Source organism: Sporosarcina sp. HYO08 (genome assembly GCF_001563475.1).
In the GTDB taxonomy this organism is placed as follows: domain Bacteria; phylum Bacillota; class Bacilli; order Bacillales_A; family Planococcaceae; genus Sporosarcina.
Map to the genome: position 1 here is coordinate 33,420 of NZ_LPUT01000023.1, position 17,741 is coordinate 51,160.

Sequence of the window (17,741 nt, forward strand, 5' to 3'; positions counted from 1 at the left end):
TCAGGGTGGATGAAAATGAAAAATACGATTTTTGTGTTGGAAGAAGGTTCTCCGAAGTATCAGCAGATTTACGAGAAGTTTAAGTCTTTTATTGAACGTGGGGACATACGGCCGAATGACCGGCTACCATCGATTCGACAGCTTGCGGATTCCTTACATGTAAGCCGCAATACAACATTAACAGCTTATGAACAGCTTGTCGCGGAAGGATATATTCGCGGAGAGGGCAGAAAAGGGTATTTTGTGAATGAAGTCGAACCCTTATTATTTCAGGAGAACGAGAACCCACATCGTAAAAAGCAAACAGCGTTAAAGAAAATGCCGGTAATAAATTTCAGGGGAGATGCGGTCGATCAAGCCCATTTTCCGTTAAAAATTTGGAGAAGGATGGCCAATCAAGTATTAACATGGCAAGACAGCTTTCGATACGGCGAACCATTTGGGGAAGAAGTTTTGCGCGAACAAATTGCAAAATATTTATTCCAATCACGCGGCGTGAAAACAAATGCAAATGCGATCATTATTGGAAGCAGTACCCAACAAATGCTTGTATACCTTGGACAAATACTAAAAGAGGAATTTCAGAGCATTATCGTGGAAGACCCGGGTTATGACGGCGCAAGGGAAGCTTTTCAATTTCATCGTTTTGAGTTTGAAACGTTGCCGGTGCACGAAACAGGTGCTGATCTTTCACAATTAAAACAAATGAACTCCCGATTACTGTATGTAACCCCTTCCCATCAAAGCCCAATTGGTGTGAGCCTATCCATTCAACAGCGGCAAATGCTTATTCAATGGGTGAATGAGAGGTGCGGCTATATTATTGAAGATGATTATGACAGCGAGTTTCGCTATACACAAAAACCATTTCCCGCGCTTGCCTCCATTGATGCGGCACGGGTCATTTATTTAGGGAATTTTTCAAAATCATTTCTTCCGGGCCTCCGTTTAGCCTATATGGTGCTACCGGAGCCTATTTTAAGTCAATATCAAAAGCATTTCGCTTATTTTGAAAGTTCAACTTCGCTTTTAAGCCAACTCACAATGGCAAAATTTATGGAATCGGGAGAGTGGAATCGGCATATTAAACGAATGCGGCTCGTGTATAAAAGAAAAGTGTCGCATTTAGTTGCTGAGTTAAGAAAGCATTTCGGCCCAACGATTACGATCATTGGCGAACAATCTGGTTTGTATTTACTCATCAAATTACACCTGAACCATTCAGAAGAATGGCTCATTCAGCGCGCTTCTTCTTGTGGTGTGAAAGTCTATCCGACTTCACTCTATTTTATGAACAATCATACTGATCGCCCAATCATTAAAATTGGATTTAGTCATCTTTCTATTGATGAAATCGATCTTGGCGTCGAGCTTTTAAAAAAGGCATGGGTGGGGGAGAAAGACATTGAGACTCCCACGGCTAAAGGCGGCGGGCTTTCCCGTTCGGAAAATCTGTAAAAATGATATTTTTCATACCTTCACCTCTGACATGCCTATTTTATAAAATTTGTACCTTTAAAGATGTCAATCACTAGTATACGATGTTAACAAATAGAAAGGGAAGGGTGCTTATGTTTATACCAACATATTTTCAAGTGAAAAATATGGATGAAGTGATTGGATTTATGGAGGAGAACTCCTTTGCGACGGTTGTCACAACCAAAAAGGGGAAGCCGATTGCGACCCATCTTCCATTACAGCTTCAAAAAGAGGGGGAGGAATATTTCATTGCCGGGCATTTTGCATATGGGAATCCCCAATGGCGAACGTTTGAAACCAGTGAAAATGTTCTTGTTATTTACCAAGGACCACATGCGTACATTTCTTCTTCATGGTATGGCCATGAAAACGTGCCAACATGGAATTATCAAGCGGTACACGTATATGGGCAAGCAACCATTTCAGGAGAAGAGGAGTTAAAACAAGATCTAACTAAGTTATTGGAAAAGTACGAGAAACATCGTGAAAATCCAATATTATGGGATATATTATCTCCTAAGCTATTAGAACGAGAACTAAAAGGAATTGTTGGATTTAAAATTAAAGTGGAAGAAATTCAAGCCGCCTTTAAACTAAGTCAGAATCGAAATGAAGAAGATTATCAGAATATCATTGAAAAATTACAAGAAGAAGATAATATAAATTCTCAACAATTGGCTGAAGTGATGAAAAAAACCATGGAAAATAATAAATAAGGGAGTGGTTAGGATTGTTATGAGTAAAGAGAGTGTTTTATGGTGATAATTACAACACAATAACATCAAAAACTTATTTGGAATGTAGCAGATATTTTAGAGGCTTGAGTATGTAGAAGGCTATTAGGGATGGGTTACGGATTTTATATTATTTACAAACTGTGAAACCATCTATCTACCAATAACCTATCACATGTCATTGCTTCATGCTACGTTTCCCTTGAAAAAATACGGACTTCGGTAAGTTTGGATCTTACATCATGGAGTTTTACAAAAGAAGGATGGTTAGATGAGAAAAAATAACGAACAAGATTTAGTGAAAACACAACATAGTGGCGGTGCAGGGTTAGCGATCGTGGCTATTATTCTTGTGTCGATTAGTTTACGTCCGGGAATTATTTCTACTGGACCTATATTGTCTCTTATTCAAGCCGATTTTAATTTTTCCTATTCTACGGCTTCGTTATTGATTACGATACCTGATTTTTTAATGGGGATTTTAGCACTGACTACCCCATGGCTTGCCCGTCGTTATGGGCGTAATACAGTTATCCTTTTTGCTTTATTATTGCTTACTTTCTCTACGATAGCGCGCGTATTTTCTCCCAATACATTTTCACTACTTTTAACGACAGTAGGTGTTGGTGCTGGTATCGCAATCGTTGGTACTTTAATGGGTGGTTTTATCAAATTGAAATTCCCTACAAAAGCAGCATTACTAATGGGGATATATACTACGGCACTCTCCTTGGGTACTGCAGTCTCGGCAGGTACAACAGGAATAATCGCTTCAAATGCAGATAGCGGATGGCGCTTGGCTTCTGGTATTTGGGCTGTGCCGGGAGTTTTAGCTATCATTGCTTGGATTGTTGTAATCCTTCAAGGGCGCAAGGATAATAGCGTTTCAAAAGAAACCTCTACAGCTGGAATAAAACTTCCAATTAGAAACCGCACAGCATGGATGATCGCATTATATTTCGGATGTGTTAATTTCCTTTTTTATGCTTTAATATCTTGGACTTCACTCATGTATCAAGAACTTGGGAAATCCGTTACAGTTTCAGGGTTTATTCTCTTAACTTTCACCGTCGTATTTATGTTAGCCAATCCTATATTCGGCTGGCTTAGTAAATCACTTGATCGCCGTGGCTGGTTAGCTGCTTCTTCTGTTCTGGCGATAGTAGGTTTAATTGCCATTGCTATTGGACCAAATTTAGCTCCATTTATATTTATATCTATTTTTGCATTTGGTCTCGGTGGTGCCTTTACGCTAAGTATGACCTTGCCACTAGATAATACGAATACAGTAGAAGAATCTAATGACTGGAATGCATTTGTTTTAACTGTGGGGTATCTGATTGCAGCGACAGGACCGTTTTTGGTTGGATTTATGCGAGATATCTCTGGAGATTTCAGCAGTTCGATTTGGCTTCTTGTAGGTGTAACCATTCTTATGCTTGTCTTGACACCTTTTCTTAAACCGAATTCTTCTTCTTTACAATAGTTTTCACAAATTCCCAAACTGATAAAAAGTTTGCTGATTAAGTAAAAGGGGTTGGCCTAGAAGTGCCTGGCTCTTCGCTTCGGGACAACCCCTTCTTTTGTTTTTACTGTGCTATTTTGCTTGTTATTTTATTGTTAAAAATTAACTTTCTCTCCCAAAAGAGAACCCGTTAAAATTCGAAGGAGCTCCTCGTTTTTTAACCTTATCCATCATTCCTCATACAACGGTACTCTCCAAGGTTCTTCCACTTTTTCATAACGCGTGACAGAAATAAGGTGCAATGTCAATTGTTCTGGAATTTCTTCCAAGTCATATACCACTAGATCAATCGTCATTTGATGGCGGCCATTTTTATCTTTCTCATTCAGTATGGATCCACTCTCATAAGCTGGATAGACATGCCCTTTGTCATCGACGACAACCCAAGTCCCAAGTGTAGAGGAGAGCGGTTCTGTGCCGCCTTCCATTTCAATGACAATAGAAGTACGTTTGCCAACTGGCCAAATCGACTTTTGCAAATAAAACTCATGCTTCTTTTTGACTTTGTTGATCGTGAGGAAATTCCCTTCGTAGTCAAATGTAACAGGATCTTTCTTCACGTTTTTTGAGTCAATAGCAATCGAAAAGTCGGATGGGACTGTTTTTAACACGCCATCCCATACAAATGTAAGGGCACGGTCATCTTGATGCGGGAAGAAGGATTGATTCCATTTAACGTGTCCAAGCTGTTCCGTATCGAAGCCAGTATTTTGATATTGCGTCATATCGCCAGGCTTGGAATCTTCTGTATAAAAATTGTGATCATCTTGTTCGTAAATCGTCTGTCCATCGGCATTTTCAAAGTGAAAGTGAATCGCTGTGCCATATCGGCCAGAAGTGACACTTTCTTTGCCAAACTTCGCTTCAAGCGCCTGAATATGACGTTCAATTTTTGCTTGCTCTTCATTTGTAAATAGCGTTTCATAGATAAACTCTGTTGAAGAAGGGGCAAATTTCATTTCATTTAAATGAATAGAAACACCTTGGCGGCTTGCTATTTCATCAAATGTCGTTTTTGTTGTGAGCGCATTACTCTTCGTTAAATCGACCGGGACATCCAATTGCCAATTTCCCTTTACACCATTTAACTCTTTCAAATCAATATGGACAGTTAGCTTCTCGGTCGCTGCATGTTCCCTTAATGGCACTTCAATATAACCGTAATCACTAGCTTCGCGCCATCCTGTCCCAACCATCTCAAACAATTGACCGTTTTGATCAACTGCTTTAATTCCACCATTGGCCATAGCAAAATTATTAATATCAGCTTTAAGCGGTTTTCCATTTTGATTTAATATTTGAAAAGATAAAACGACCCGTGACGGATCTGCCACAACATCTTCGACTTTAAATGTAATATTTTGGTCCGTCACTGTAAGATTCACTCGTTCCAAAAGTCCCGCATCCGCCGCCAGTCTGACACCTTCATCGACTTGATCCGTTGTGAATAAACCGCTAATCCAGCTGGCAAAACTCGGTGTGACCGCGGCACTTACGCCAAGCGCTACGACAACTGTCGCGGCTGCGTACATGACTCGCTTCCAAGGTTTCCTTTTTGGCGGAACAGCCTTTTGTTCATAAGGCTCCAGTTGATCCAAAATATTTGCCGTAAAATCATCTGGTAAAGCGGGGGACTGCAATACTTCTTGAAAGTAATGCTGTTCATCCTTTAACGCCATAATAATTCGTTGACATTCCGTGCAATGGTTGACGTGCTTTTTTACGGCTTCTTTCTCTTGTTCTATTAGTAAATCATCTACATATTGTGAAAGTTTATCGGCAGATGGACAGTTCATGAAAATCTCCTCCTCCACGTTTGACTGTCGCCCTCATTTTCTTCTTCGCGCGGTGAAGTTTATTGCGAACGGTAGAAAGGGGGACGTCTACTAATTCACTAATCTCGATATAGCCCAGTTCATTGACATAGCGCAGTAAAATAATGATCCGCTCATCTTCTGGCAATGTGGCGATTAATCGTTCCAGTTGACGTTTTTTTTCTTTCTGCAAAAAAATTACTTCCGGATGATTCGTATTGACAATCGAACTTTCCTCAACTTCAACTTGCTTCATTTGGTAACGCTTTTTTCGGAATTCATCCATACAATGATTGATCGCCACGCGGTACAGCCAGCTCGAAAATGAACCAGTGGCATCGTATTGATGAAGCTGCTCGTACACTTTGATGAACGCTTCCTGCACTAAATCTTGCGCATCTTGCGGATGTTGGGTCATACGCAAAATGGTTCCATATAATGGATTTTTATATTTGTCGATAATAAACGCATAGGCTTGTTTGTTGCCGGCAAGCACTTGTTGGATCCATTCACTCTCTTCTTGCATCATTATCCTCCTTCGTCAAACGATCATGCGCATGTTTCGTTTATGTACTTCACTTAGTATAACGAGTCGAGTTAGGAAATCGTCTCACTAAAAATAAAAAAATGGACTTTCTCATAGAAGGGGAGAAAGTCCATTCTTTACTAATTGACGGCGTTCATTATTGATACAAGTTGCTTTAATGGTCGTGATCATGCTCTTTCGCCACGCTGAGTATCGTAAAACTGTCTACACGATCACAGCCCTCTAGTGTGTAAATGAATAACTGCTCGCCGTCTTCTTCCACAATGGTTGAACACGTCAATTGTTCTTTCGCAGGGGCATCCCCCCTGTTTTTATTTTTAGAACGATCAATCCGTAAGTCAATAGATGCGCCATCATACGATAAATTATAAATCGTTGGATCGCCTTCAAGAGAATAATTTGTAATGCGCACCTCGTCTTTTTTCTGTTGATGGATACTTTCTACAAACCGTTCAAACTGGAAAAGGTTATACACCGGCCCGTGCATATTGACGACATCACCATTTTTGACTGCTTTTGTACTGTCGTAGGCGCAAGCTGAAAGGAGCAAAATCACTCCGAACCAACACAGTAGAAATTTCTTCAAATCGGTACCTCCCAATTCTTTTCAGATCCGCAATAGTACATTCTATGAGACAAGTTGTTTCTTTACGAACAACCATTTATTTTACTAGTCGAATCATTTAAATTTCTCGTCTATTCGGACTTCGAAATATTTGTTAAAATAAGGAAGGCACTTTATCTTTAGTCAGCAGATATTCAACCACCCGCTGACTAAAGATAAAGCCTCCGGCGGATGTCACAGATTTTGAAAGGAGTTAATCGAGCAAGCTCGATTCAAAATCTGGACGCAATTACGCCAAGGCGTAATTGATAAAAGGGGAAGGGAGGAAACTAAATGAAAGTATTTATCGAACTGGGTTGGTATTTCAAGCAGCGAAAAAAGCAATATTTGACTGGAATCATATTGCTCATTTTTGTTGCATTTTTACAATTGCTTCCTCCGAAAATTATTGGCTATGTCGTTGACGACATTCAAAAAGGAACGTTAACGGGAGGCATTTTAGCGAAATGGCTTGTCGTTCTTGCGGTAGCGGCACTTATGATGTATGTGCTTCGCTATTACTGGCGCATCATGATTTTTGGCTCCGCCGTTTTACTATCAAGACAACTGCGGCAGCGCCTTTTCCACCATTTCACGCAAATGTCTCCGTCTTTTTATCAAAAGAGGCGGGTTGGTGACTTAATGGCCCATGCGACGAATGATTTAAGCGCTGTTCAGCAAACAGCTGGAGCCGGGGTTCTGACGCTTGTCGATTCGTTTACTTCAGGCAGCTTCGTTATTCTGGCCATGGCACTGACGATTAACTGGAAGCTGACATTGATTGCACTTATACCGATGCCTTTTATGATTGTATTAACGAGCTATTACGGAAAACTGCTTCACGAGCGTTTCCGCTATGCGCAAGAAGCTTTTTCCGATCTAAACGATAAAACGCAAGAGAGCATTTCTGGGATCAAAGTCATCAAAACATTTGGGCAAGAACAAGAAGATATTGATGATTTTACACGCTTATCTGGCGATGTCGTTGACAAAAATATGCGGGTTGCGAAAGTTGATTCGTTATTCCATCCAACAATTTCTTTTATCGTTGGTATTTCTTTTTTTCTATCCATCTATTTCGGTTCAAAATTCATCCTTGCGGGGACGATGACGCTTGGAGATCTTGTTGCTTTTACAGCTTATCTTGGTCTTCTCGTTTGGCCGATGCTCGCATTTGGCTGGCTGTTTAATATTGTAGAACGTGGACGTGCTTCATACGGGCGCATTACAAAATTATTAAATGAAAAAGCGGAAATTGAAGACCAGCCAAACGCTGTTGACCTAAAAGCAGCGGGGGATTTACAATTTGATATCGATGAATTTACATTTCCAGAAGACAACGAGCCTGCGCTGCGCAATGTCCATTTTACATTGAAGCGGGGAGAAACGCTTGGCATCGTCGGAAAGACCGGTTCTGGTAAAACGACGATCCTCAAGCTTTTGCTTCGGGAATTTGAAGGCTATCAAGGAAATATTACTTATGGCGGTATACCGATTAAAAATTACAAACGGGATCGATTGCGTGAATCGATTGGTTATGTACCGCAAGATCATTTTTTATTTTCCACGACGATTGCTGAAAATATTGCCTTTACAGACACAACCGCTTCCAAAGAACAAATGATAGGGGCGGCAAAGCTTGCGCATATTCATGAAGATATTCTCGGATTTACGGACGGCTATGAAACGATCGTCGGCGAACGCGGTGTGTCTTTATCAGGCGGACAAAAGCAGCGTATTTCCATTGCGCGGGCACTTATGATGAAACCCGAATTGCTTATTTTAGATGATTCGTTGTCGGCCGTTGACGCTAAGACAGAAGAAGCGATCCTTCAATCGCTGAAAGAAACAAGGTCGGGAGAGACGACGATTGTCACCTCTCATCGCCTAAGCGCCATTGAGCATGCACATCAAATCATCGTTATGGAAGGCGGAACGATTATTGAAAACGGTTCGCATGAGGAACTGATGGCACTCGGTGGACAATACAAAGAAATGTACGAACTGCAACAGCTGGAAGCACTTGTGGAGAAAGGAGGGGAAATGTAAATGCAATCACCTCATGAACAGCAGCAGACATTAAGCGGGAAAGAGCAATGGGTTGTGTTAAAACGGTTGCTCAGTTATTTGAAGCCGCATAAGGCGATGATTGCGTTCGCCCTTTTTCTCCTCGGCTTATCTGTCCTAGGGCAAGTGGCGGGGCCTATTCTTATTAAAAAGTTCATTGATGATTACTTAACGCCTGGCAATTTTCCAACGGGTCCAATTACAACGCTCGCGATTGCTTTTATCGTCATTCAAATTTTACATGTGTTTGTTACTTATGTGCAATTACTAAAGTTTCAAGAAATCGCACTAAAAATCATTCAGCAAATGCGGATCGATGTGTTTACGAAAGTGCAAAGACTTGGGATGCGCTATTTTGACCGGACACCGGCCGGAAGCATTGTCTCTCGGGTAACGAATGACACCGAGGCGATTAAAGAAATGTTCGTCGATGTACTGGCAGGCTTTTTACAAGCAGCTTTTTTGATCATTGGCATATACATTGCAATGTTTACGTTGAACCCAAAGCTGGCTGCCATCGCACTTATTCTATTACCGCTGCTCTTTCTCATTATTCGAACGTACCGAAAATACAGTGCGGAGTTTTACCAAGATTTACGGGAGCGGCTCAGTCAGCTCAATGCCAAAATTGCAGAATCTATTTCCGGCATGAGTATGATTCAGGCATTCCGGCAAGAGGAACGATTCGAACAAGAATTCGCGGAAATTAATGGGAAGCATTACCGGGCGGGGATGCGCAATATTAAACTGGACGGTTTGCTCCTTCGCCCGGCAGTGGACCTTGTCTATGCAGCGGCGATCATTCTCTTATTAAGCTATTTCGGCATTGCATCCTTCGATCATGCCATAGAAGTCGGGGTCGTTTATGCATTTGTGACGTATATTGACCGTTTCTTTGAGCCGATTGGTCATGTTATGATGCGACTATCCATTTTCCAACAGGCAATCGTTGCGGCTTCTCGGGTATTCCGATTGCTAGATGAGCCAGATATGGAGCCTGCTCAGCGTGAACAAAACAACGCCTCTATTGCGGATGGTAAAATCGAATTCCAAGATGTTACTTTTTCCTACGATGGCAAAACAGATGTACTCAAAAACATTTCATTTACTGCGAATGCAGGGGAAACGGTCGCACTCGTCGGACACACTGGCAGCGGAAAAAGTTCGATTATCAACTTGCTCATGCGGTTTTATGAATATGAGCGCGGAAATATTGTCATTGACGGCGTTTCATTAAAAGCGTATCCGAAATCGGAATTACGGAAGAAAATCGGTCTCGTCTTACAAGATCCTTTTCTCTTTTACGGAGATATCGAAAGCAATATTCGGCTGCATGCCCCGGATATGACTGCCGAAGAAGTAAAGGCGGCGGCAGAGTTTGTTCGGGCGAATGAATTTATCGAGAAACTGCCCGATGGCTATTTAGAAAAAGTGACAGAACGCGGCTCTACTTTTTCAAGCGGGCAACGGCAGCTCATCGCATTTGCGAGAACGATCGCAACAAAGCCGAAAATTCTTGTGCTAGATGAAGCAACTGCAAACATTGACACGGAAACGGAAGTTGCCATTCAAGAAAGTTTGGAGAAAATGCGGAGAGGCCGAACGACGATCGTCATCGCGCACCGTCTAAGTACGATCCAAGATGCTGAGCAAATCCTCGTGTTGCATAAAGGTGAAATTGTCGAACGCGGTACGCATCAGGAGTTGCTGGCACAAAGAGGGCTGTATCATAAAATGTACTTGCTGCAGAACAATATTTTGGAAGATGACGTCATCTAAACGAAGGGCGTAGAAAGATTTTCTTTCTACGCCCTTCGTTCAATTTCAGCAAAGAAAGGTTAGGCAGTTGCCATCTCAATGATTATAGTATATATTAAAATCATACAACACTTAGTGTTCCGCTTTAAATACAAACACTATATATAGATAATTACCAATAATCATGGTGTCTGAAAAAGACTTAATAGGGAATCTGGTGAAATTCCAGAACTGTACCCGCAACTGTAAATGCTGACGAAATAAACGGATCCACTGTCTTCGGATGGGAAGGGTTTAGAGTAGGATGAAGCATAAGTCAGGAGACCTGCCATTTTTATGAAGTATGATCTTCTTCGGGAGTTGGGAAGGCATAACAAAGGTATTCTGACGAGGAGCAGTGAATATGCACTGTTTTTTTAGAGGATCCCACGTTATGACACCCATCTACTTAGATGGGTGTTTTTATTGTCTACAGTAAATTTCACATTCCTGAAGAATTGTAGCCAATTACTTTGAAAAGGGGGGTCTATGATGCAAGAAAAATTACCTGCAAGTATTTCTAGAACGATTCAAACAAGGCTTGTATTACCACCGGATACGAATCATCTAGGAACCATCTTTGGAGGGACCGTTTTAGCTTACATCCATGAAATAGCAGCCATTACGGCAATGAAGCATAGTCAAAATATCGTTGTCATCGCCTCGATCGACGCGGTCAATTTTTTATCTTCCGCGAAGGTCGGCGATATATTGACCTTAGAAGGCGTCGTTATTTCTACCGGAAAAACATCCATGGAAGTCTATGTAAAAGTAGAATCTCAACATATGGAAACAAATAATAGAACGATGACGACTACCGCTATTCTTACAATGGTTGCCGTTGATAGCGAGGGGATTCCGACAACAGTTAGCGGTGTGATTCCAGAAACTGAAGAAGAAAAAAATCTCTTTCATAGTGCGCAAATGAGAAAAGATAGACGGTTAAAAATTAGTGATTACGCTAAGGACAATAGAATATAACGATGAAAAACGATGGGGTTTAAAAAAATACGATGACACACCGAGGAGTGTAAGGATGAAAACGTATCAAATGTCTTTTAATCTAATAGAGGAATTCGATGAAATTGCAGGCAGCAACAATCAAGATTTAATCCAAGAAAATGCCAATGTCGATGGCAAAAGTCCGATGGGGATGATGGGACTCTTCGCTTCAACGAGTGCAAAGTATTACGCCATTGAACAGTTATTATCCGAAGAGGTAAAGCAAGTCTATACGGATGGATATATACATATTCATGACTTAGATTACTATGTAACAGGCACGACAACATGCGTACAAATCCCATTGGGAAAAGTGTTAAAAGATGGCTTTGACACAGGCCATGGGCATATGCGCGAACCGAACAGCATCTTATCGGCGATGGCATTGGCTTCAATTATTTTTCAATCGAACCAAAACCAGCAACACGGCGGGCAGGCAATGAGTAACTTTGACTTCGATTTGGCCCCGTACGTTTATAAGACGTACGAAAAGAACGTTCAATTATTAAAAAACCTTCAAGCGAATTGCGACATTGAAGAAAAAGCGTGGGAGTTAACAGATCGAGAAGTATTTCAGGCATGTGAGGCTTTTATCCATAATAGTAATTCCATGCACAGCCGAGGGGGCGGGCAAGTCCCTTTCATTAGTATTAACTATGGGTTAGATACTTCAAAAGAAGGGCGTATGCTTGTGAAAAATATGCTTCTTGCGACGCAAAAAGGATTAGGGAATGGAGAAACACCGATTTTTCCCATTCAAATCTTTAAAGTAAAAGAGGGGATCAATTTACAACAAAGTGACGTCAACTATGATCTGTTCAGGTTGTCGCTAGAAACGACTGCAAAACGTCTTTTTCCGAACTATGTGTTTGTAGATGCACCCTTTAATTTACAATATTTTCAAGCAGACGATCCTGAAACACATATCGCAACGATGGGATGCAGAACGAGAGTATTGGCCAATGTGAACGGCAAGTCCACACCAGTTGGGAGAGGAAACCTTTCGTTTACGTCGATTAATCTCCCATTGATCGCATTAGAAAGTGACGGCATCGAAGCATTTTGGGGCAAGCTAGATCATTATATAGACATCGCCTGTCAACAATTACTCGAAAGATTTGACTATCAATCTTGTAAAACACCTATTCATTTCAAATTTTTATACGGACAAGGGATCTGGCGAGATGCAGCGGAACTTCATCCATCCGACACGCTGGAAGACGTTCTAAAACAAGGAACATTATCCGTTGGGTATGTTGGTTTAGCGGAAGCTTTGGTGGCCCTGATCGGCAAACATCATGGGGAGAGTGATGAAGCGCAGGCGCTAGGCTTACGAATTATTTCCTATATGAGGGAAAAGATGGATGCATGGACAAAGAAAATGACATTAAACTTTACATTGCTGGCAACGCCTGCCGAATCCTATGCAGGGAAAGCTTTAAAAATGACTCGAAAAAAACATGGCGTCATTGAAGGTGTAACCGACAAAGAATGGTTCACAAATAGCAATCATGTCCCGGTCGAATATCAGATTAATGCCATCCATAAGATTAAAAAGGAAGCCCCTTACCATGCATTAACGAATGCTGGGCATATTACGTATGTTGAATTAGCTGAAGATGCGTCAAAAAATATAGATGCCCTCGAAACGTATGTACTGGCGATGAAAGAGAATGGGATTGGGTATGGCAGTTTTAACGTTCCGGTCGATCGCTGCCTTCAATGCGGATACAATGGCGTCATTTACAATGAGTGTCCGAAGTGTCAAACGAGCGAAGAACAGGAAATAGAACGCATTAGAAGAATCACTGGATATTTAGTTGGCAGCATGGACAAATGGAATGGCTCCAAGCGGAATGAAGAACAAAATAGAGTCAAGCATGGACGCGGGAAATGAGAATTATGGGCATCGACACGGACGCCACAGACAATGGGAACGGCATCCGGACAGTTATCTACGTATCCGGTTGTAACCATTATTGCAAAGGATGTCATAATCCCTCCTCTTGGAATCCAAATAATGGGATCGATTATCGCATCAGTGAATTGATCACCATTATTGAAGAAAACCCGATCGCCGATGTAACGATCAGCGGCGGAGACAGTCTGACCTTTCAATATGAAGATACATTGATGCTTGTGAAGGAAATTAAAGCGAAAACGACTAAAAATATTTGGTTATATACAGGATTTGTGTTTGAAGAATTACCGAAGCATAAAAAAGAGATCTTACGTTATGTAGATGTGATCGTAGATGGGCGATTTGAATTAGCGAAAAAGAACTTGTGCCTCTTATTTAGAGGTTCGTCCAATCAGCGGATCATCGATGTACAAAAAAGTATACAAGACGGAATGACGACTCTTTGGCGAGATGGCCAATACGACTAACGACCATATGAAGAAGGAAGGATACTAATTGCAAGTATCCTTCCTTTTTTCTGCAAACATCTTCATCATTTCACGCTTTTGGCTGTTCGAAAATTTTGTCATAAACTGTTCACAGTCAAATAAGACGTAATCGTCCGCATCTTTTGTTACGATTGAGATAGATAAATAGAAGGGAAGAGACGAATGGCAACAGATTTAAACCTATTTCTCGCTTTTGGTGCGGGATTTCTTAGTTTCGTATCACCTTGCACATTGCCGCTTTATCCCGCATTCATATCCTATATAACCGGCATGTCGTTAGATGATTTACGATCGGATTCAAAGCGGATGAGCAGGAGCGGCGTTCTTCATACTTTATTCTTTTTACTCGGCTTTTCGATCGTATTTGTTTTCCTAGGATTCGGCACTTCATTCATCGGGAAATTCTTCTTGATGAATCAGGAATTACTCCGGCAAATTGGTGCCATTTTCATTGTTCTATTCGGACTGATGATTACGGGCTTATTTACACCAAAGTTTTTAATGCAGGAACATAAGCTGCAATTTAAAAACCGGCCGTCCGGCTATTTAGGAACGGCAGTGATCGGTCTTGCCTTTGCTGCTGGCTGGACGCCTTGTATGGGACCAATCATTGGCGCCATTATCGGGCTTGCGGCGACCAACCCCGGCTCAAGTATGTTTTATATGCTTGCGTACGTACTTGGGTTTTCCATTCCATTCTTTGTATTATCATTTTTCATCACACGTCTTGGCTGGATTCGAAAACGAAGTATGCTTATTATGAGAATAGGCGGAGTCGTAATGATTTTAGTTGGCATTCTGCTCTTTTTTGACGGAATGACATACATTATCGCTTGGCTTAGCCCAATTTTTGGAGATTTCACAGGTTTTTAAGTTGGAGGAATTCGGATGAACACAATTGATTCGTACGCAGAATGGCAGGACATTTTACAGCAAGAAAATGCTTTTCTTTTATTTATGAAAATGGAAAACTGCTCGGTTTGTGATGGATTACTGCCGCAAGTCATGGAGCTGAAAAAGGATTTTGATCTGCCTTTTTATGTAGTCCGCGCGGAGGATGTACCAGAAATTGCGGGGCAACTCCAGATTTTCACCGCACCTGTCGTGCTGTTATTTAATGAAGGGAAAGAATACGCCCGCTTCGCTCGATTTGTTCAAATGGAAGAATTAAAACGACGACTTTCGGAGCTCGCCCAACTAGGTGCAGAACATTGAGTGCCTTTGTTGAAATGATTTTTACAAAAGTGCCGCCGATTTACTTGGTGATCGTTTCAACGGTCGGCGCCATCTTTATGGGAACGTTGGCGCTCATCGTGCGCTCGCGAGCGGCCAAAAAGCCAGTCACCCCGTTAAAAATCATTTTACCGCCGCTATTCATGTCGACGGGTGCACTGATGTTCTTCTTCAAAGAATTCCGTGTACCTCCTTTACAAATTGTTGAAGCACTCCTTGTCGGTATGCTGTTTTCGATACTTTTAATTCGAACAACGAAACTCGAAGTTAAAAATGAAGCCATTTACGTCCAGCGATCGAAAGCCTTTTTGTTTATTTTATTAGGTCTTCTGATCGTTCGACTGATCGGGAAGCTCGTTTTAAGCAGTACAATCGATGTAGGCGAGCTTGGCGGGATGTTCTGGATTTTAGCATTTGGCATGATTGTGCCGTGGCGGATCGGCATGCTCGTAAAATTTCATAAATTGCAAAAGGAAAAAAGCGTTCATCTTAGCCAATAAGATGAACGCTTTTTACTAATGTTTAACTTGAGAAAACAAATGCTCATACGGATTGACGTCAATTTCTAGTGATGCTAATTTTTTTCGCAGAAATTTATGGTCCCGTTTTGGCGTGGCGAGAATATAGCCCCGAATAATATGATCCAGATCAATATTTTTTGCCTTGTCATCTAAAGCAATTTGACCTATTTTACTAGCAATTTTTTGTTTGGCGACGTCGCGAAATAACTCCGGTACAGGACTCACAAGCTCATTTAACAAGCGCTTCGCTTCGTCATTCCATAGATGGAGCGAGCTTTGCACATAATGTTCTTCCCAGTCCAATGTAGATTTTCCGTCAGCTTTCGGAAATACTTTTAAAAACTTTCGAAACATGAAAAAGCCGCCAATCCCAAATAACGAAACAAGGACGATGCACCAAAAGAATATGAACCACATGAATAGATCTTGCTGCAACAACTTTCACCTCTTCCATCCTACTTCCCATTATAAGAGTTTTCCTTAAAAAAAACACGGACAATGTATCCTTCCTAATCATTTCCCACTATATAGGGGGTGAAAGGAGGTGATCACATGGTCACAATCGAATTCCAGCATGCAGTCGGTCGCGTTTACTTTGAGGCGGGTCAGACAGAAGACGGGAAAGTGATGCGTAAATCAAAGACGTATCGAAACATCGCAAAAAATGCAAGTCCGGACAATTTGTACAATGCGCTTGAACAGCTTGCACTTTTATCAGCACTTCCATTTATCGGTGCGGAGAAAGTGGAAACATCATCCATCGTCAACTAATGACTAAATAAGTGAGGAGATGAAAGAATTGGCAAAAACTCTGCAATTAAACTTTACAACTTCTGCCGGGAAAAATGTCATGCTGACCGTAGACGAACCACGTGAAGACATGACACCAGCGGAAGTTGAAGCTGCCATGCAGCAAATTATTGCATCAGGTGTGTTTGGTGTCGAAGGAGCGTTTTTAGCCGCCTCGAAAGGTGCCCGTATTGTTGAACGTAACGTAACGGATCTAGAAATCAGGTAATTGATCAAATTCAAAAAACCGGTTCTCCAGTTTTCGAACTGGGGAACCGGTTTTTCCATGTCCGAACAGTTACATGCGAAAGGAGCGGGTGAAATGGAGCAATGGATGAATCTCATACAGGAAATTGGATTTCCCATTTTTGTATCCTTTTATCTGTTACACAGGATTGAAACGAAACTTGTCGCCATTCACGATGTTCTTGTAACATTGAAAACGGAATAATATTCCCTAAGATTCTTTGTCCGAATTTGTCGGATACTCACTTGTTTTTTGCTAGATGCGTCACAAAAATGTCACAGGAGAAGTTCTTAACTGCCAGTGCATCGCTTGTTAGAGACCTCTTCTTCCGTTATGATGGATTTATCATTAGAGGTGGGGGAAGATCATGCGGAAAAGTTTATGGTTATCGGTTTTCATGCTTATATCACTCCTATTAAGTGCGTGTTCCGGCGGCAGCTTTAAGGCGGATCACAAATATGAGATGGAACCTTTTGAGTTCACCAATCAGCATCATGAAACAGTATCACTTGACGATTTAAAAGGTGAGGTGTGGCTCGCGCAATTTGTGTTTACAAATTGTACAAGCGTTTGTCCGCCAATGATGGCCAACTTGTCAGATTTGTCACACCGTCTTGAATCAGCAGGCGTAAAAGACTATAAAGTCGTCTCCTTTAGTGTCGATCCCAAAATAGATACACCTGAAGTGCTGCAAGATTATTTGGACATGTTTGAAGTGGCAGATGAATCCAAATGGGAAATGCTTACTGGATTTACACAAGAAAAGATTGCAGAAATTGCAGCGAAGTCATTCAAAACAGTTGTCATTGATGACCCAAATACAGACCAAGTCATACATGGCACTTCTTTTTATTTAGTAAATCAACAGGGTGAAGTCGTGAAAACGTATAACGGTGCAACGGATGTGCCATACGATCAAATCATCAGTGATATGGAAGCACTCATTAAGTCGGGCGCTTAAAGTGTTAGTATT

The 17,741-nt window shown here is 41.3% G+C and carries 19 protein-coding genes and 1 riboswitch; of the genes, 15 read left to right on the top strand and 4 right to left on the bottom strand.

Going from position 1 to position 17,741, the window contains the following annotated elements; genetic code table 11:
* Nucleotides 1-15 precede the first annotated feature (15 nt).
* From AU377_RS07195 to AU377_RS07205, 3 genes are all read left to right on the top strand, one after another.
* Nucleotides 16-1,458 carry a PLP-dependent aminotransferase family protein gene (locus AU377_RS07195; RefSeq protein ID WP_082731958.1) on the top strand — a complete coding sequence of 481 codons (1,443 nt, stop codon included), beginning with the start codon at nt 16-18 and terminating at the stop codon, nt 1,456-1,458.
* Between the two features lie 113 nt (nt 1,459-1,571).
* Complete coding sequence (locus tag AU377_RS07200; RefSeq protein WP_067406242.1) at nt 1,572-2,195, top strand: FMN-binding negative transcriptional regulator; 624 nt, start codon at nt 1,572-1,574, stop codon at nt 2,193-2,195.
* Between the two features lie 289 nt (nt 2,196-2,484).
* Nucleotides 2,485-3,699, top strand: a complete 1,215-nt coding sequence (locus AU377_RS07205) for a CynX/NimT family MFS transporter (protein WP_082731959.1) — start codon at nt 2,485-2,487, stop codon at nt 3,697-3,699.
* A gap of 209 nt (nt 3,700-3,908) precedes the next feature.
* Here the strand turns inward: AU377_RS07205 and AU377_RS07210 are convergent, their stop codons facing one another.
* The 3 genes from AU377_RS07210 to AU377_RS07220 all read right to left on the bottom strand — a co-directional run bounded on the left by AU377_RS07210 (nt 3,909) and on the right by AU377_RS07220 (nt 6,685).
* Nucleotides 3,909-5,534, bottom strand: a complete 1,626-nt coding sequence (locus AU377_RS07210) for a DUF4179 domain-containing protein (RefSeq protein ID WP_067406244.1) — start codon at nt 5,532-5,534, stop codon at nt 3,909-3,911.
* Nucleotides 5,512-6,078 (bottom strand): RNA polymerase sigma factor, encoded by a 567-nt coding sequence (locus tag AU377_RS07215; RefSeq protein ID WP_067406247.1) that lies wholly within the window; start codon nt 6,076-6,078, stop codon nt 5,512-5,514. Before AU377_RS07215 ends, AU377_RS07210 begins: the two co-directional genes overlap by 23 nt.
* A 175-nt stretch (nt 6,079-6,253) precedes the next feature.
* A complete protein-coding gene (locus AU377_RS07220; RefSeq protein WP_067406250.1) occupies nt 6,254-6,685 on the bottom strand; it encodes a DUF4362 domain-containing protein in 432 nt (143 codons plus the stop codon).
* Nucleotides 6,686-6,997: 312 nt separating this feature from the next.
* Here AU377_RS07220 and AU377_RS07225 point away from each other — a divergent pair, with 312 nt between their 5' ends.
* The 8 genes from AU377_RS07225 to AU377_RS07260 all read left to right on the top strand — a co-directional run bounded on the left by AU377_RS07225 (nt 6,998) and on the right by AU377_RS07260 (nt 15,711).
* Nucleotides 6,998-8,752, top strand: a complete 1,755-nt coding sequence (locus tag AU377_RS07225) for an ABC transporter ATP-binding protein (RefSeq protein ID WP_067406253.1) — start codon at nt 6,998-7,000, stop codon at nt 8,750-8,752.
* Nucleotides 8,753-10,549 carry an ABC transporter ATP-binding protein gene (locus AU377_RS07230; protein ID WP_067406256.1) on the top strand — a complete coding sequence of 599 codons (1,797 nt, stop codon included), beginning with the start codon at nt 8,753-8,755 and terminating at the stop codon, nt 10,547-10,549.
* 147 nt (nt 10,550-10,696) lie between these two features.
* A riboswitch (cobalamin riboswitch) is annotated at nt 10,697-10,876 on the top strand.
* Nucleotides 10,877-11,059: 183 nt separating this feature from the next.
* On the top strand, nt 11,060-11,548 hold the full coding sequence (locus AU377_RS07235) for an acyl-CoA thioesterase (RefSeq protein WP_067406259.1): 489 nt from the start codon (nt 11,060-11,062) through the stop codon (nt 11,546-11,548).
* Between the two features lie 55 nt (nt 11,549-11,603).
* Nucleotides 11,604-13,466 (top strand): anaerobic ribonucleoside triphosphate reductase, encoded by a 1,863-nt coding sequence (locus tag AU377_RS07240; protein WP_067406262.1) that lies wholly within the window; start codon nt 11,604-11,606, stop codon nt 13,464-13,466.
* Nucleotides 13,463-13,957, top strand: coding sequence for an anaerobic ribonucleoside-triphosphate reductase activating protein (gene nrdG, locus AU377_RS07245; protein WP_067406267.1), 495 nt, complete (start codon nt 13,463-13,465; stop codon nt 13,955-13,957). The genes AU377_RS07240 and nrdG overlap by 4 nt, the downstream gene beginning before the upstream one ends.
* Before the next feature lie 183 nt (nt 13,958-14,140).
* Nucleotides 14,141-14,851: a cytochrome c biogenesis CcdA family protein gene (locus AU377_RS07250; RefSeq protein ID WP_067406270.1), complete on the top strand. Its 711-nt coding sequence runs from the start codon at nt 14,141-14,143 to the stop codon at nt 14,849-14,851.
* Nucleotides 14,852-14,866: 15 nt separating this feature from the next.
* Nucleotides 14,867-15,193, top strand: coding sequence for a thioredoxin family protein (locus AU377_RS07255; RefSeq protein ID WP_067406273.1), 327 nt, complete (start codon nt 14,867-14,869; stop codon nt 15,191-15,193).
* Between the two features lie 14 nt (nt 15,194-15,207).
* Nucleotides 15,208-15,711: a CcdC family protein gene (locus AU377_RS07260; protein ID WP_067407213.1), complete on the top strand. Its 504-nt coding sequence runs from the start codon at nt 15,208-15,210 to the stop codon at nt 15,709-15,711.
* Nucleotides 15,712-15,726: 15 nt separating this feature from the next.
* Here AU377_RS07260 and AU377_RS07265 read toward each other — a convergent pair whose 3' ends face one another.
* The gene (locus AU377_RS07265) at nt 15,727-16,149 is read right to left on the bottom strand and encodes a DUF2621 domain-containing protein (RefSeq protein ID WP_156450417.1); all 423 of its coding nucleotides are present in this window, start codon (nt 16,147-16,149) and stop codon (nt 15,727-15,729) included.
* Between the two features lie 135 nt (nt 16,150-16,284).
* Here AU377_RS07265 and AU377_RS07270 point away from each other — a divergent pair, with 135 nt between their 5' ends.
* The 4 genes from AU377_RS07270 to AU377_RS07280 all read left to right on the top strand — a co-directional run bounded on the left by AU377_RS07270 (nt 16,285) and on the right by AU377_RS07280 (nt 17,729).
* Nucleotides 16,285-16,503 carry a DUF1659 domain-containing protein gene (locus AU377_RS07270; protein ID WP_067406279.1) on the top strand — a complete coding sequence of 73 codons (219 nt, stop codon included), beginning with the start codon at nt 16,285-16,287 and terminating at the stop codon, nt 16,501-16,503.
* Between the two features lie 28 nt (nt 16,504-16,531).
* The gene (locus tag AU377_RS07275) at nt 16,532-16,750 is read left to right on the top strand and encodes a DUF2922 domain-containing protein (protein ID WP_067406282.1); all 219 of its coding nucleotides are present in this window, start codon (nt 16,532-16,534) and stop codon (nt 16,748-16,750) included.
* A gap of 93 nt (nt 16,751-16,843) precedes the next feature.
* Entirely contained in the window at nt 16,844-16,972 is a 129-nt protein-coding gene (locus tag AU377_RS15275) for a YvrJ family protein (protein ID WP_082731986.1), read from the top strand.
* Between the two features lie 163 nt (nt 16,973-17,135).
* On the top strand, nt 17,136-17,729 hold the full coding sequence (locus AU377_RS07280; RefSeq protein WP_067406285.1) for an SCO family protein: 594 nt from the start codon (nt 17,136-17,138) through the stop codon (nt 17,727-17,729).
* The last annotated feature ends 12 nt before the right edge of the window (nt 17,730-17,741 follow it).